Annotated in this window: 17 protein-coding genes; 11 read left to right on the top strand and 6 right to left on the bottom strand. The window is 73.6% G+C overall.

Going from position 1 to position 14,448, the window contains the following annotated elements:
• Nucleotides 1-3 precede the first annotated feature (3 nt).
• The gene (locus ACIBQ8_RS23510; RefSeq protein ID WP_397171106.1) at nucleotides 4-1,473 is read right to left on the bottom strand and encodes a leucyl aminopeptidase; all 1,470 of its coding nucleotides are present in this window, start codon (nucleotides 1,471-1,473) and stop codon (nucleotides 4-6) included.
• Nucleotides 1,474-1,578: 105 nt separating this feature from the next.
• Here ACIBQ8_RS23510 and ACIBQ8_RS23505 point away from each other — a divergent pair, with 105 nt between their 5' ends.
• From ACIBQ8_RS23505 to ACIBQ8_RS23495, 3 genes are read left to right on the top strand one after another with little or no spacing between them, the layout of a single operon-like run.
• Entirely contained in the window at nucleotides 1,579-1,926 is a 348-nt protein-coding gene (locus ACIBQ8_RS23505) for a GntR family transcriptional regulator (RefSeq protein ID WP_387647671.1), read from the top strand.
• On the top strand, nucleotides 1,923-2,888 hold the full coding sequence (locus ACIBQ8_RS23500; RefSeq protein ID WP_397171107.1) for a hypothetical protein: 966 nt from the start codon (nucleotides 1,923-1,925) through the stop codon (nucleotides 2,886-2,888). The genes ACIBQ8_RS23505 and ACIBQ8_RS23500 overlap by 4 nt, the downstream gene beginning before the upstream one ends.
• Nucleotides 2,885-3,772: a lysostaphin resistance A-like protein gene (locus ACIBQ8_RS23495; RefSeq protein ID WP_397192955.1), complete on the top strand. Its 888-nt coding sequence runs from the start codon at nucleotides 2,885-2,887 to the stop codon at nucleotides 3,770-3,772. Before ACIBQ8_RS23500 ends, ACIBQ8_RS23495 begins: the two co-directional genes overlap by 4 nt.
• A 29-nt stretch (nucleotides 3,773-3,801) precedes the next feature.
• Here ACIBQ8_RS23495 and ACIBQ8_RS23490 read toward each other — a convergent pair whose 3' ends face one another.
• Complete coding sequence (locus ACIBQ8_RS23490) at nucleotides 3,802-4,545, bottom strand: adenosylcobinamide-GDP ribazoletransferase (RefSeq protein WP_397192954.1); 744 nt, start codon at nucleotides 4,543-4,545, stop codon at nucleotides 3,802-3,804.
• 35 nt (nucleotides 4,546-4,580) lie between these two features.
• Between ACIBQ8_RS23490 and ACIBQ8_RS23485 the strand changes: the two genes are divergently transcribed.
• A complete protein-coding gene (locus ACIBQ8_RS23485; protein WP_397171111.1) occupies nucleotides 4,581-5,381 on the top strand; it encodes an ABC transporter ATP-binding protein in 801 nt (266 codons plus the stop codon).
• Nucleotides 5,382-5,401: 20 nt separating this feature from the next.
• On the opposite strand, the gene ACIBQ8_RS23480 is transcribed toward ACIBQ8_RS23485, so the two are convergent.
• The gene (locus ACIBQ8_RS23480) at nucleotides 5,402-6,385 is read right to left on the bottom strand and encodes a bifunctional adenosylcobinamide kinase/adenosylcobinamide-phosphate guanylyltransferase (protein ID WP_397192953.1); all 984 of its coding nucleotides are present in this window, start codon (nucleotides 6,383-6,385) and stop codon (nucleotides 5,402-5,404) included.
• A gap of 132 nt (nucleotides 6,386-6,517) precedes the next feature.
• Nucleotides 6,518-7,240 (bottom strand): SCO2322 family protein, encoded by a 723-nt coding sequence (locus ACIBQ8_RS23475; protein WP_397192952.1) that lies wholly within the window; start codon nucleotides 7,238-7,240, stop codon nucleotides 6,518-6,520.
• Nucleotides 7,241-7,324: 84 nt separating this feature from the next.
• Between ACIBQ8_RS23475 and ACIBQ8_RS23470 the strand changes: the two genes are divergently transcribed.
• Nucleotides 7,325-7,531, top strand: a complete 207-nt coding sequence (locus tag ACIBQ8_RS23470; protein WP_225273734.1) for a hypothetical protein — start codon at nucleotides 7,325-7,327, stop codon at nucleotides 7,529-7,531.
• 83 nt (nucleotides 7,532-7,614) lie between these two features.
• Here the strand turns inward: ACIBQ8_RS23470 and ACIBQ8_RS23465 are convergent, their stop codons facing one another.
• Nucleotides 7,615-8,613 (bottom strand): aldo/keto reductase family protein, encoded by a 999-nt coding sequence (locus ACIBQ8_RS23465; protein WP_397171116.1) that lies wholly within the window; start codon nucleotides 8,611-8,613, stop codon nucleotides 7,615-7,617.
• 56 nt (nucleotides 8,614-8,669) lie between these two features.
• Between ACIBQ8_RS23465 and ACIBQ8_RS23460 the strand changes: the two genes are divergently transcribed.
• Nucleotides 8,670-9,641 carry a hypothetical protein gene (locus tag ACIBQ8_RS23460; RefSeq protein ID WP_397192951.1) on the top strand — a complete coding sequence of 324 codons (972 nt, stop codon included), beginning with the start codon at nucleotides 8,670-8,672 and terminating at the stop codon, nucleotides 9,639-9,641.
• 133 nt (nucleotides 9,642-9,774) lie between these two features.
• Here the strand turns inward: ACIBQ8_RS23460 and ACIBQ8_RS23455 are convergent, their stop codons facing one another.
• On the bottom strand, nucleotides 9,775-10,359 hold the full coding sequence (locus ACIBQ8_RS23455) for a DUF3043 domain-containing protein (RefSeq protein ID WP_397192950.1): 585 nt from the start codon (nucleotides 10,357-10,359) through the stop codon (nucleotides 9,775-9,777).
• Nucleotides 10,360-10,510: 151 nt separating this feature from the next.
• On the opposite strand from ACIBQ8_RS23455, the gene ACIBQ8_RS23450 reads away from it, so the two are divergent.
• Genes ACIBQ8_RS23450 through ACIBQ8_RS23430 form a run of 5 tightly spaced genes read left to right on the top strand, consistent with a single transcriptional unit; the run spans nucleotide 10,511 to nucleotide 14,427 of the window.
• The gene (locus ACIBQ8_RS23450; protein ID WP_352323075.1) at nucleotides 10,511-11,314 is read left to right on the top strand and encodes a PspA/IM30 family protein; all 804 of its coding nucleotides are present in this window, start codon (nucleotides 10,511-10,513) and stop codon (nucleotides 11,312-11,314) included.
• Nucleotides 11,311-11,589: a hypothetical protein gene (locus ACIBQ8_RS23445; RefSeq protein WP_397171121.1), complete on the top strand. Its 279-nt coding sequence runs from the start codon at nucleotides 11,311-11,313 to the stop codon at nucleotides 11,587-11,589. Before ACIBQ8_RS23450 ends, ACIBQ8_RS23445 begins: the two co-directional genes overlap by 4 nt.
• Nucleotides 11,590-11,594: 5 nt before the next feature.
• Complete coding sequence (gene htpX, locus ACIBQ8_RS23440) at nucleotides 11,595-12,494, top strand: zinc metalloprotease HtpX (protein WP_397171123.1); 900 nt, start codon at nucleotides 11,595-11,597, stop codon at nucleotides 12,492-12,494.
• A gap of 6 nt (nucleotides 12,495-12,500) precedes the next feature.
• Nucleotides 12,501-13,058 (top strand): hypothetical protein, encoded by a 558-nt coding sequence (locus tag ACIBQ8_RS23435; protein WP_397192949.1) that lies wholly within the window; start codon nucleotides 12,501-12,503, stop codon nucleotides 13,056-13,058.
• 25 nt (nucleotides 13,059-13,083) lie between these two features.
• Entirely contained in the window at nucleotides 13,084-14,427 is a 1,344-nt protein-coding gene (locus ACIBQ8_RS23430) for an alpha/beta fold hydrolase (RefSeq protein ID WP_397192948.1), read from the top strand.
• The last annotated feature ends 21 nt before the right edge of the window (nucleotides 14,428-14,448 follow it).

The raw sequence follows: 14,448 nt of genomic DNA, 5'->3' as shown, positions 1-14,448 counted from the left end.
GTTTCAGATGCTCGCGTGCCGCTCTGCGAGTCCGATGAGGGTGCGGGTGATGGCGCCGGTGCCGCCCTTGGGGGTGTAGCCGTACGCCTCGCCCTTGTTGTAGGCCGGTCCGGCCATGTCGATGTGCGCCCAGCGCACCCCGTCGGGCACGAACTCCTTGAGGAAGATGGCGGCGGTGAGCATGCCGCCGAAGCGCTCGGGGTGGAGGTTGGCGATGTCGGCGACCGGCGAGTCGAGGCCCTTGCGCAGCTCCTCCGGCAGCGGCATGCCCCAGGCGCCCTCGCCCGCGGCGGTGGCGGCCTCGACGACCAGCTCGCGGACGGCGTCGTCGTTGGCCATGACGCCCGCGGTGCGCCAGCCGAGCGCGACGATCTGCGCGCCGGTCAGCGTGGCGATGTCGACGATCAGGTCGGGGTCGTCCTCGGCGGCGCGCGCGATGCCGTCCATGAGCACCAGGCGGCCCTCGGCGTCGGTGTCGAGCACCTCGACGGTCTTGCCGCTGTAGCTGTGGATGACGTCGGAGGGGCGCTGGGCGGTGCCGCTCGGCAGGTTCTCGGCCAGGCAGAGGTAGCCGACGACGTTGACCGGCAGGCCGAGCCGGGCGATGCCGACCAGCGCGCCGAGCACGGCGCCCGCGCCGCCCATGTCGGACTTCATCCAGTCCATGGCGGCCGACGGCTTGAGCGACAGGCCGCCGGAGTCGAACGTGATGCCCTTGCCCACGAACGCCAGCGTCTTGCCCGCCTCGGGGTGGCTGTAGGCGACGCGGACCAGGCGCGGCGGGTTGACCGAGCCCTGGCCGACGCCGACCAGGCCGCCGTAGCCGCCGTCCTTGAGCTGCTTCTCGTCGAGGACCTCGACGCTCAGCCCGTGCTTGGCGCCCTCCTGCTCGGCGATCTCGGCGAACTTGGCCGGCCACAGGTCGGACGGCGGCGTGTTGACCAGGTCGCGGACGAGCGAGACCGACTCGGCCAGCACGCCGGCCCGCTCGGCGGCGGACTCGCCCCCGCCGGACAGCACGGTGATCTCGGAGACGGGGGCCTTCGGCGGCTCGCCCGTGCGGTAGCGGTCGAAGCCGTACGCGCCGAGCAGCGCGCCCAGCGCGACGGCCTCGGCCTGGGCGTCGTCGTCGGCCGGCAGGGCCAGCGCGGCGCGCGCGGTGCCGGCCAGCGACCGCACGGCGGCACCGGCGGCGCGGCGAAGGGACTCGTGGTCGGAGGAGTCGCCCAGGCCGACGGCGACGAGCACCGGGGCCTGGACGGCGCCGAACGTGGGCAGCTTGGCCAGCTCTCCGGGTTTGCCGGAGAAGCCGAGCGAGCTGAGTGAGGTGGCGAGGTTGCCGCCGAAAGCCGCGTCGAGGGACTCAGCGCCCGTGGCCGGGCGGGGGCCGTCCTGGCCGGGCCGGAAGCCGACGATCAGGGCGTCGGTGTCGACAGAGACTGGGTCTGCTGAGTTCAGCCGCACAGTGGTCACGTAAACCGATGCTATCCACGGTTTCTGCGTACTCACAAACAGGGGTTCATCCTACAAATGCTGGTCGGGCGCATTCCGTTTCATGGTGCTAGTGTCATTAGCATCATGTTGCTCGCGCTCGATCTCAACGACGCACGGCCCCTGCACGAACAGGTGGCCGGCGCCATCCGCCGCGCCATCGGCGAGGGCTCCTACACGCCCGGTGACCGCCTTCCGCCGGCCCGCGACCTCGCCAGGGCGCTCGGCATCAACCCCAACACCGTGCTGCGCGCGCTGCGCGACCTGCGCGACGAGGGGCTGCTGGAGTTCCGGCGGGGCCGCGGGGTCAGCGTCGCGGGCCAGGCCGACGGGCGCGCGCTGCTCGTGCAGCGCGCCCGGGAGCTGCTGGAGGAGGCCAAGAGGCACGGCTACCGCCGTGAGGACCTCATCACCATCCTGGAGGATCTGCCATGAACCCCCGAATCCCCGCGGCCGCGTGGGGCGCGGCCGTCACGGCGGCCCTGGTCCTGGGCCCCATGGGGCTGCGCGACCGGCTGCCCGACCCGCTGGCCACCCACTGGGGCGCGGCGGGCGTCGACGGCTCGGCGTCCTTCCAGGCCCACGTGCTGACGGTGGCGGCGGTGTGGACCGCGGTGTGGATCGCGTTCCTGGCCGTCGCCGCGCGGGGGTGGGCGCTGCGGCACCGGAACGGGCGGGCGCTGTGGTGGGGCGGGCTGTTCGGCGGCGGCGTCCTGGTGCTCGGCACGCAGGCCTCCACGCTGGCGGCCAACCTCGACGTGCCCGACTGGACGGCCGCGGACCTGCCGGGCTGGCACGTCCCGCTGGTCATCGCCGGGTCGCTCGGCGTGGGCGCGCTCGCGGGGTACCTCGGCAGGGGCGGGCCCGACCCGGTCGAGGCCGTTGCGCCGCCTCCGGCGCTGAAGCTGCGGCCCGGCCGCCGCACCGTCTGGGTCAGCCGGCTGGTCAACCCCTGGCTGGTCGCGCTGTCGCTGGTGGCCGCGGCGGCGGTCGTCGTGCTGTGCGGGCTGCGCCTGGCCGGCGTCCTGTCGCCGGCGACCCTGGCCTCGGCCCTGCCCGGCGCGGTGATCGTGCTGGTCGCGGGCCTGGCGTCGGCGACGCTGTCCGTACGGGTCGGCGACGACGCGCTCGTCATCGGCTTCGGGCCGTTCGGCGTCCCGGCGCGCCGGATCCCGCTGTCGCGGATCGACCGGGCCTGGACCGAGGACCGCCGGCCCAGCGAGGTCGGCGGCTGGGGCTTCCGCGGCCTGCCCGGCGCGGCCACCATCATGCTGCGCGGCGGCGAGTGCCTGGTCGTCGGCTACCGCTCAGGCGGGCGGCTGGCGATCAGCATCGACGACGCCGAGCGCGGCGCTTCCCTCATCAACGCCCTCGTCGCGGAGCGTGCACGGTCATGAGAAAACAGCTTCCCGTCTTCCTCGTCCTCGCCTTCGGGCTGTCCTGGCTGGTGGCGCTGCCCATCTGGCTCGGTGCGGGCCTCGGCTCGCCCGCGGCCAAGGGGCTGGCCGCGGTCATGATGTTCACGCCCACCGCCGGGGTGCTCGGGGCGTGGGCGCTGTCGCGCGCGCCCTGGCGGCGCTGGGCCGCCGAGACCGGCCTGACGCTGGGGGAGAGCAAGGGCCGCACCGGCCGGTACGTGCTGGCCGCCTGGCTGGGCGTGCCGCTGCTGATCGCCGTGTGCGCCGCGCTCAGCACCGCCGTCGGGCTGTTCCCGCTCGACCTCGACCGGTTCAGCCTGTTCCGGGCCCAGCTCGCGGCCGCGGGCGTGCAGCCGCCGGCCGACCCCGGCCCGGCGCTCTACCTGCAGATCGCCGTCGGCGTGCTGGCGGGCCCGGTGCTGAACGCGATCCCGGCGCTGGGCGAGGAGTGGGGCTGGCGGGGCTGGCTGCTGCCCCGGCTGTCGGCCACGTACGGCCCGCTCGGCGGCCTGGCGCTGTCCGGGGCGATCTGGGGGCTGTGGCACGCCCCGCTCACCCTGCTCGGCTACAACTACCCGAGCCTCGGGTCGTGGGCGGCGCTGCAGTTCACCGGCTTCTGCGTGCTGGCCGGGATCGCGATCGGCTGGCTGCGGCTGCGTACGGGCAGCGTGTGGCCCTGCGTGGTCGCGCACGGCTCGCTGAACGCGGTGCTGCCCGCCGTGCTGCTGCTCGGGGACGCCGCGGCCCCGCCCGACACCGCGGTGTCCGGGCTCACCGGGCTGGTCGGCTGGGTCCCGCTCGCGCTGCTGTGCGTGGCCCTCGTCCGCCGTCTGCCGGCCCGCGCTCCGCAGCCGGTCGCCTGACCCCGCGTCCGCTCGGCCCGGATCGCCGCTCAGCCCAGGATCGCGCACACCACCAGCGCGGCCGCCGTGCCGGTCTCCACCAGAGCGCCGAACACGTCCCCCGTGACGCCGCCGAGGCGCCGCCGGGCGTGCCGGAGCAGCAGCAGCGCCGCCCCGAGCCCGGCCGCCAGCGCGACCGGGGGCGCCCACGTCCCGGCCGCCAGCCCCAGCCCGGCGGTCACGGCCAGGGCGGCCGCCGTGGCCAGCCACGCCGCCGGATCGCTCACGGTGCCCGCCACCGTCGCCCCGAGCCCGCCGGGCCGGGCGGCGGGCACGCTCGCCCGGCACGCCCAGGTGAGCGCCAGCCGCCCGGCCACGCAGGCGGTCACCAGGGCGGGATAACCGGCCCCGGTCAGCGCCGCCGCCTGGACGAGCAGCGTGATGACCAGCGTCATCACCCCGAACGGCCCGATGTCCGACTTTTTCATGATGTCGAGGGCGTCGTTGGCGGGCCGGCCGCTGCCCAGGCCGTCGGCGAGGTCGGCCAGCCCGTCCAGGTGCAGGCCGCGGGTGAGCGCGGCCAGCAGCCCGAGCGCGAGCGCCGCGCCCAGCAGCGGCGGCCCCGGCAGCAGCAGCGGCAGGCCCGCCACCGCGCCGAGCCCCAGCCCGACCGCGGGGGCCGCCACCATGGCGGGCCCGGCGATCTCCCGATCGACCCGGTCGACCCGCACCGGAACGGCGCTGAGCATGCCGATCGCGAAGCGCAGCCCATGGGTCAGCTCAGCAAGCGGCATAACGCCCGATCCTAGGGCCGACTAATGTGGCGGGAATGCACGTGCTTGAACTCGAAGGTGTAGCTGTCCGGGTTGTCGGCAAAACGCTGCTCGACGGCATCGACTGGCAGGTGGCGTACGGCGACCACTGGGTGATCCTCGGCCCCAACGGCGCGGGCAAGACCACCCTGCTCTCCCTGGCCGGGGCGGTGCGCCACCCGAGCGAGGGCGCGGTCAGCGTGCTCGGCCACCGGCTCGGCCGGGTCGACCTGCGGGAGCTGCGCCGCCACATCGGCCTGGTCGCGGCCAGCCAGCGGCTGATCGACGAGGACCTGCTGGAGGAGGAGGGCGCCACCGCCCACACGGTGGTCCTGACCGGCCACACCGGCACGAGCGTCCCGTTGTGGGACAAGTACGGCGACAACGAACGCGAGCGCGCCACCCGCCTGCTGGCCGACCTGGGCTGCAAGGACCTGGTCGAGCGCCCGTTCCGGGTGTGCTCGCAAGGGGAGCGGGCCCGGATCAGGGTGGCCAGGGCGCTCATGGCCGAGCCCGCCGTGCTGCTGCTCGACGAGCCGTTCGCCGGGCTCGACCTGCCGGCCCGCGAGGACCTCGTCACGGCGGTCGAGCAGCTGGCCGCCACCCGTCCGGTGCTGACCACGGTCACGGTGACCCACCACCTGGAGGAGGTGCCCGCGACCACCACGCACGCGCTGCTCATGCGCGACTCGCGGCTGCTGGCCGCCGGGCCGGTGTCGGAGGTGCTCACGCCCGGCCTGCTGTCCGAGTGCTTCGGCCGTCCGCTGCACGTCGACCGCCTCGACGGCCGCTGGTACGCCCGAGCCGTCCGCCCGTAGCCCCGGCGCCCGGGGGCCACTCACAGTTCCAGAAGGCGTCCCGCGACCACCAGGGCGACGTACTCGGACTCGGCGGCGAGCCGTTCGTTGAGCCTGCCGAGCGCGTCCCTGAAGGCCCGGCCGGCGGACGTGGCGGGCACCACGCCCATCCCCACCTCGTCCGAGACCGCCACGAGCGGCACCGGCGTGCCGCGCCACGCCTCGACCAGCTCCGCGCAGCGCCGGGCGACCGGCGTGCGGTCGCCGTCCCAGGCTCCGTGCTCGTCGAACACCGCCGCCAGCCACGTGCCCAGCCCGTCGATCAGCAGGGGCGTGCTCGCCGCCGCGATGACCCCGGTCAGGTCCGTCGTCTCCACCGTGTCCCAGTGAGCTGGCCGCCGTTCCTTGTGCGCCCGTACCCGCGCCGCCCATTCGCCGTCCGCCGCGCCGTCGCCGCCGGTGGCGACATAGGTGACGTACGGCTCGGCCGCCAGCCGCAGCTCCGCCTCGGCCGACTTGCCCGACCTGGACCCGCCGAGCAGCAACGCCCGCCGCGGCGGCGTCCCGCGGACCGTTCCGCCGCTCTCCAGGACCGTCCCGTCCGGCACGGCCACCGCCCCCCACAACCGCAGCCGCCTGGCCAGCTCCTCCTCCGACCTGATCCGGTGGTCCAGCCACGCGGCCACCACGGTGGTCCGGTCGTCGGCCAGCCCGGCGCGGCGCAGCTCGCCGAGCCGCTGCGGGCGGTCCAGCAGGTCCAGGACGGCGACGTCGTAGCGGGCGGGGCCGTCCGAGGGGGCCTCCCGGCCCGGGGGCAGGCACAGCAGCGCCGCGCCGTCGGCCGTCACCAGGCCGAGGCCGTCGCCGAACGCGCCGGGGCCGGTGAAGGGGAACCGCGCCGCGTCGTCCACGAGCAGGTCGAAGGGGCGGCGACGGGGTTGGGGGAGCCGGGCGCACGAGGCGCACGGGCACCCGTCCACCGGCCAGCCCTGCGCGCCACCGGTCCCGGAGAGAAGAAGCTTCACCGCCCTGAGGCTACCGACCACCCCGACCAGCCAATCGGCCTGACCGGCCCGAACCCGCCTTACGGGCCTGAACCGACCTGACCGGCCCGAACCGGCCCGAACCGGCCTGCCCGGCCCTCAGGAGATAGCGGGTCAGCCGGTGCGGCGGCGGGCGGCCAGGGCCGTGCCCCCGGCGAGCAGCAACAGCACGCCCGCGCCGCCCGCGATCAGCAGCTCCGGAACCCCGCCGGGCGCGCCCGCGGGCCCGGCGGCCCGCTCGGCGGCGCCCGCCTCCCGGGACGAGGCGGTCCCACCTTGGGACGGGACGCTCTCCACACCCTGCGACGGGACCGCCCCCACCCCCTGGGACGGGTAGCCGCTGACCGACACGACCTCGCCGCGCCCGTTCACGCCGACCCTGGCAGCGGAGGCCAGGAGCTGGGCGGCGGTCGCGTCCTCGGCGCCCGTGACGCAGCGCAGCAGCGGGTGCGCCGGCGGCCGGTCACCCGGCGGCACGTCGCCCTCCCCGTCCCCGAAGTCCACCGCGACCGCCACCCGCTTGTGCCCCGAGCCGGCCGCGTCCTGGACGCACACCGCCGGGAACGACGGCAGCTCACCCCCCGGCGGCTCGCCCACCGACCCGTCGGCCGAGACCGCGAAGCGCCACCCGACGACCGAGCCGTCCGCCGGCTCGTACGCGGCCGTGGACGCCAGCCACGCCGTGCCGTCGCTGCGCCAGACCCCCCACAGCCGCACGGCCCCCGGCGCGGGACCGCCGGGCCGCGAGGAGGGTGAGCCGAGCGCGGAGGAGGGGAGAAGGATCACGGCGGCCGCCCCCAGGACGACCGCCGCGGCAACACGGCCCGCGCGCAGCATCGATGGACCTCCGAGCTCGGGAGTAGGGTTCCAGTGCCGTCGGAGGGAAGGCGCCGGCGAACCCGCGGAGAAGGAGCGTATGGCATGACATGGCGGTGGCGTTATGAAAATGCAAATGGTGGTGAGGTGACGGACCGCCCTTTGCCGCGAGAGGTTTTTCCGAGTCAGGCCGATGCGGAGTCCTGGCTCGGGGAGAACTGGCGTGACCTGCTCGAATCCGGCGTCGAGCAGGTGGCGCTGCTCGACGAGGACCGCGTCGAATACACGGGATTGTCATTGCGTCCGGAGTGATCCGCGAGAAAACGGAAACCCCTTGAGCGCATTGCGGCTCAAGGGGTTTTCCGTTTCACCGGGTCACTCCGGACGGTTCCGGGTCACGGACGGGTGGCGGGGCTCACCGTCTTGGCCGGGTCGCGCTCCACGACCGTGCCGAGCACGTCGTCGATGCGCTTGAGCACGTCGTCCTCCAGCTTGACGCCGGCCGCCTTGACGTTGTCGCGCACCTGCTCGGGGCGGGTGGCGCCGACGATGGCGCTGGAGACGTTCGGGTTCTGCAGCACCCAGGCCACGGCGAGCTGGGCCATGGTCAGGCCGAGGTCGTCGGCGATCGGACGCAGTTCCTGGACGCGGGTGAGCACGTCGTCGTTCATGTACCGCGCGATCATGGCGCTGCCGCTCGCGTCGGTCGCCCGCGAGCCCTGCGGAGGCTGCCGGCCGGGCAGGTACTTGCCGGTGAGCACGCCCTGCGCGATCGGCGACCAGACGATCTGGCCGATGCCCTCGCGCTCGCTCAGCGGCACGACCTCCGACTCGATGACCCGCCACAACATCGAGTACTGCGGCTGGTTCGACACGATCCGGTCGAAGCCCATCTCGTCGGCGATCTTCAGCGCGCGGCCGATCTGCTCGGCCGTCCACTCGCTGACGCCGACGTAGAGGACCTTGCCCTGGCGGACGAGGTCGTCGAAGGTCTTGAGGGTCTCCTCAAGGGGCGTCTCGTTGTCGAAGCGGTGGGCCTGGTACAGGTCGACGTAGTCGGTCTGGAGGCGGCGCAGCGAGGCGTGGATCGACTCGGTGATGTGCTTGCGGGACAGCCCGCGGTCGTTCTTGCCGGGGCCGGTGGGCCAGTAGACCTTGGTGAAGATCTCCAGCGACTCCCTGCGGACGCCCTTGAGCGCCCGGCCGAGCACCTCCTCGGCTTTCGTCCCCGCGTAGACGTCGGCGGTGTCGAAGGTGGTGATGCCCTCGTCGAGCGCCGCCTGCACGCACAGCTTGGCGGCGTCCTCCTCGACCTGGGAGCCGTGGGTGAGCCAGTTGCCGTAGCTGATCTCACTGACCATGAGACCACTGCGGCCGAGGTGTCGGAATTCCATACGTTCGACCTTAGAGCGTCACATGAGCCGATTCGATTCGGGATAGGGTGCGCGACGTGCTCAAGCTCGTCCGCCAGGCTCTCACCGCGGCCGTCCTGATCGCCCTCGCGGTGCGGTTGCGCCGCCGGGCCCGCCTGCCGCGGGCCGAGCCGCCGCCGTCCGTCCCGGCGCCCGCGCCGCGGCGCCGAGGTGCGGGAACGGTCCTGTCGTGGCTGGTCATCGCGGTCGTCGTGACCCTGACGCTGGGGGTCGCCCTGATGGGCACGTCGGTGCAGGACGGCGCCCTGGCCCTCATGCGCGCCGTCACCGAGCAGCAGGCCGACCCCGAGCCCACGACGCCCGTGACGCCCGTGGAGCCCCCGGCCGACCCCGCGGCACCGGCACAGCCCACGCAGACCACGCAGCCCGCACAGACCCTGCAGCCCACGCCCGCCGCCTCCGCCGCCCAGGCGCCCAACTGCGCGCCCCGGCGCCGCCCGATCGACCCCCGCCGGGTCGCCCCCGACGTCAAGCGGGCCGTGGACGCCCAGTGGCGGCGCATCGAACGCTGGCTCAGGAGCAACGCCCCCCGCACCTACCGCACGCTCGGCGGCCCGGTCAGGGCGCGCACGATCGCCGTGGCCGAGTCGCAGATGGGCGTGGACTTCCCCGACGCCCTGCGCGCCTCCCTGCTGCGCCACAACGGCGCGCGCGGCGCCGGCGTCCTGGGCTTCCGTCCCGGGACCGGCGACCACCTCACCGTCCGCGGCATCAGGGACGCCTGGCGCGAGCTGTGCGCCAGCCGTCCGGCCGGGTCGTGGGACGGCCTGCTGATCCCGATCCTGTCCTACACGGCCGCCGACGGCGCAACGGCGTACGCCACCGTGAGCTCGGCCGACGGGACGGTGGCCGGGGTCACGGGCAGGCGGCTGCGGTCGTCGTACACGCTGCTGCGGACCGTCGCCGACGCCCTCGAACGGGGCGGCGCGATCGACGGCCGCCGCCCGGTGGTCACCGGCGGCCTCCTGCGCTGGAGACCGTCCCGCTGAGCGGCCGGGACCCGGCACGCGGGACGGCCGGGAAGGCGCGGAAGGCGGGAAGCGCGAGTGCCCACCACCGGACGGTGATGGGCACGCGGGCGTCGCCGATAAGCCGTTTTCCCGAAAAATCGGGAAAACGGGGCTACTTCTTGGGCGGCGCGGGCCGCCCGCCCGGCAGCACCGTGGGCGGCGGGAACCGCAGCTTGCGGATCTGCAAAGCGCGCATCGCCGCGTAGAAGCCGACGCCCTTCACGCTCTCGTCCGGGAGCTTGGCCGCGACCTCCTTCTTCACCTTCCACGCCACGTAGAGGGAGGTGGCCAGGACGCCGATCATCATGATCGGCCAGCCGACCGCGATGACGATGTTGAGCACCTTGGCGCGGATCTCGATCGGCCACGGGATCCAGGTCGCCAGCAGGATCAGTAGCGAGAACGGCAGGAAGTACTGGCTGGGCAGGCGCCGCGAGTCGACCCAGTCGCGGGCGAACTTGCGCCCCGGACCCTTGTCGCGAACCGGGAGATAACGCTCGTCACCTGCGAGCATGCCCTTGCGGGCCCGGTCGCGCTCGGCGGCCTGCTTGGCGCGCATCTGCCGATAGGCCTCCTTGCGGTCCTTCGGCGCGGAGACCGGCTGGCGTCGTCTGCCCTCGGCATCCCGGCGCTTGGGTGTGGGACGACCTTTACCCTGGGGCTTAGGATCGTCAACGGGGACGGGGGTGTCGTCCACGGAGGTTTGGGATCGGCGTCGCAACACACGTCAACCCTACCTGGACTGCAACTTAGTGACGCCCCCGTGCGTTATGCGTAGGGTAATCCCAAGGCGGCTGCGCTGCATTGGGTGAACACCAGCACGACCTAGAAGGGGACGGCCGACGCGCATGAGCGTGATGAAGAGACTTTCGATGATCTTCAAGTCCAAGGCCAACAAGGCCCTGGACAAGATGGAGGATCCGCGCGAGACGCTTGACTACTCCTATCAGCGGCAGCTCGAGTTGCTGCAGAAGGTGCGTCGAGGGGTGGCCGACGTGGCCACCTCGCGCAAGCGGGTAGAACTGCAGATCAACGGCCTGGAGGCGCAGGCCAGGCGCTATGAGGACCAGGGCCGCAAGGCGCTGTCCGTCGGGCGCGAGGACCTCGCGCGCGAGGCACTGCAGCGGCGGTCCAATCTGCAGGGGCAGATGGCCGACCTCAAGGTCCAGCACGACAACCTGCAGGCCGAGGAGGAGAAGCTGACCACGGCTTCCCAGCGGCTGCAGGCCAAGGTCGACTCCTTCCGCACGAAGAAGGAGACGATCAAGGCGACCTACACCGCCGCCGAGGCCCAGACGCGCATCAACGAGGCGTTCTCCGGCATCTCCGAGGAGATGGGCGACGTCGGCCTGGCGATCCAGCGCGCCGAGGACAAGACGGCGCAGATGCAGGCCCGCGCGGGCGCGATCGACGAGCTGCTGGCCAGTGGCGCGCTCGACGACTTCAGCGGCACCCGCGGCGACGACATCCAGGCCGAGCTCGACCGCATGGGCGGCGGCATGGACGTCGAGCTGGAGCTGGCCCGCATGAAGGCCGAGCTGGGCCAGGGCCCGGCGCCCAAGAGCGCCATCGAGCAGGGGCAGCCCCAGCAGCAGGCCCAGCCGCAGCAGGGTCACACCCAGCAGCTGCGTCAGCCCGGGGAGAACGCATGATCGTCAGAATCATGGGCGAGGGCCAGGTCGAGATCTCGCCGGACGACATCGTGGTGCTCAACGAGCTCGACAGCGAGCTGGAGGCCGCCATCGAGACCGGTGACGAGGGGGCCTTCCGCGTCAAGCTGCACGCGTTGCTCGACAAGGTGCGCCATGTGGGCAAGGCGCTTCCCGACGACAGCCTTGAGCCGTCAGAGCTGATCCTTCCCCCCGCGGACGCCTCGATCGAGGAGGTCCGGGAGATGCTGGGCGACCAAGGCCTCATTCCGGGCTGAGTCCCGTGGGCACGCGGTTCGCGTCCGACAGCGGCCTGACCCGCCGCATGGTCGTGACGATGTTCCTGCTGGGGTTGCTCTACGTGGCGTTCGTCGGCGTGCTGATCGCCCTCGGTGTGCGCGCGCTGACCGTGCTGGTGCTCGCCGGGGGGCTGCTGCTGGTGCAGTACTTCCTGTCCGACCGCATCGCCCTGTTCGCGATGCACGGACGGGAGGTCTCCCCACAGGAGGCCCCCGAGCTCCACGGCCTCATCGACCGGCTGTGCGCGCTGGCGGACATGCCCAAGCCGCGGGTGGCGATCGCCGACTCCGACGTCCCGAACGCCTTCGCGACCGGCCGTAACCAGAAGCGGGCCGTCGTCTGCGTGACGACGGGCATCCTGCGCCGCCTGGAGCCTCAGGAGCTCGAAGGCGTCCTGGCGCACGAGCTGTCGCACGTCGCCCATCGCGACGTCGCCGTCATGACGATCGCCTCGTTCCTCGGCATCGTCGCCGGGCTGATGACGAGGTTCGCCCTGTACGCCGGCTTCGGCGGACGCCGGGACAACGGCCAGGGCGGCGTGCCGGTCGGGCTGATCATCATGCTCGTCTCGATCGTCGTGTACGCCATCAGCTTCCTGCTCACCCGGGCCCTGTCGCGCTACCGCGAGCTGGCCGCCGACCGGGCCGGAGCCCTGCTCACGCAGCGTCCCTCGGCCCTGGCCAGCGCGCTGACCAAGGTCACCGGCGACATGGCCAGGATCCCGACCACCGACCTGCGCGAGGCGGCGCCGTTCAACGCCTTCTACTTCGCGCCGGCCCTGGCCAGGGGGGAGACGCTGGCGAACCTGTTCTCCACGCATCCGCCGCTGGAGCGCCGGCTCGAACTCCTCGCGTCCATCTCCAAGCAGCTCGGAAGGGGCTGAGGCGGCATGGGCTGGCTCGACTCGCTGCTGGGCCGGTCCAAGCCGGTCAAGCCCAACCTCGACGCGCTGTTCGCGCTGCCGTCCGCGGCCGTGACGCTCCAGGCCGCGACCGGTCTCGTCCCCACCGGTCTCGGCTCGGTGTCGTTCAGGGCCGCGGAGGGCGGCGCGTTCGCCACGCTGGAGAGCGACGTCAAGGCGCTGCTCGGCGGGCGCGTCGAGGAGTCCGACGACGGCTACGGCTACACCTGGCTGCTGGTCCGCCGCGCGCCGGACGACGTCAGCGACCTGGTCACCGAGCTGCACGCGGTCAACTCCTCGCTGGAGTCGGCCGGGTTCGGGCCCTCGCTGCTGTGCTCGCTGGTGTCGTTCGCCGCCCCGGCGGGCAGGCGGCTGGCGGTGGTCTACCTGTACAAGCGCGGCACGTTCTACCCGTTCGCGCCGCTGCCCGGGAACAGGCGCGACAACGCCCTCGAACTGCAGGCCAGAGGCGCCCTGGACGGCGAGCTGCCGCTGGAGGCCGACCTCGGCCGATGGTTCCCGGTATGGGGTGCTCCGGGCCTTTGACCACGGATGGTGTTCTAATCATCACGTGGAGCGAAGGTTGTTCGTCGCCGCGGCCTCGGCGCTCATCGTGGCGGCCGTGCTGTACAGCGCCTGGATCACCGGCCAGTTCACCACGCCCGCCGTGGACAGGACCGACGGCTACGTGAGCGAGCTGGCCGCCCGCGACCAGCCGTGGACGCGCCTGTTCCGGGTCAGCGACGTGCTGTCCGGGCTGGCCTGCCTGGCCGCGGTGGCGACGGTGCCCAGGGTGGCGCGCGAGTGGGCCGGCTGGCTGGCGCTGGCCGCCTTCGGGCTGCTGACGGTCGTCTCCGGCCTGGTCCCGCTCGACTGCGCCGTGCTCAGCGACCCCACCTGCCGCGGCGAGGGGGTCTCGCACCGGCTCCACATGGTGGCCGGCGCGCTGGCCATGACGGCCGTGCTGACCGCGATGGCGGTGCTGTCCGCGCACTGGCGCTCGTGGGTGTCGTGGTTGTTCACCGGCCTGAACGCGGGGGCGACCGGGCTCATGCTGGCCGCCCTGGCCGCCGGGCGGCTGGCCGGCGTCGCTCACCGGATCCAGCTCACGATGGTCGCCGTCTGGGTCGTGTACGTGGCGCTCAGGCTGCTCGTCCACGACGACGACGAGGCTCCCGGCGGCCCGCCGCACGTCCTGGACCAGGGGGCGGGCCCCGGCGTGCTCATCACGGCGGGCCTCGGCGGCGCCTGGTTCCACTGGGACGCCGTGGCCGCCGGCCTGGCCGCCTGCCACCGGGTCGTCCGCTTCGACCGTCCGGGGCTCGGCCTCAGCCCGCCGGCGACCGACCGGCCCACCCTGTACGGCGAGGTGGCCCGGCTGGCCGCGCTGGCCCCCGCGCAGCCGTCCCAGATCACGCTGGTCGCGCACGGCCTGTCCTGCTGGCACGCCGAGGCGTTCGCCCGGTTGCACCCGCTCTGCGTGGCCAAGCTCGTCCTGGTCGACCCCAGCCCGCCGCCCGTGCGCCGGCCGCTCGCGCTCGCCGCCGTCCTGGGCGCGTGGCTGCCCGCGCTCGGCGGCACGTGGGGCGCGAACGTGCTGGCCCGCCTGACCGGGCCGCCGGCGCACCGCCTGGTCACGGGCATGGGCGACCCCTTCGGCGTGTACCGGATGGGCAAGGTGCCCGCGGCGGTGGCGGGGGAGTGGCTGGCCCGCCGCGACATGGCCGCCGATCTCCGCGACATCCGGGCCGGTCATCCCTTTCCCGACATCCCGGTCACCGTGCTCGGCGCGGGCGGCCGGGACGCCCGCAGGCAGAGCCTGGCGGCCTGCCTCGACGCCAAGCTGGTGCTGCTGCCCGGCTCGGGACACCAGGTCGAGCTGGACGATCCGGGCGCGATCGTCGACGCCGTATGAGCCGCAGTGTGAGCTGCCATG

Origin of the sequence: Nonomuraea sp. NPDC049646 (genome assembly GCF_044465525.1) — a bacterium.
GTDB lineage: Bacteria > Actinomycetota > Actinomycetes > Streptosporangiales > Streptosporangiaceae > Nonomuraea.
The sequence above is the reverse complement of the archived record's forward strand: the minus strand, read 5'-3'. Positions and strand labels throughout refer to the sequence as shown.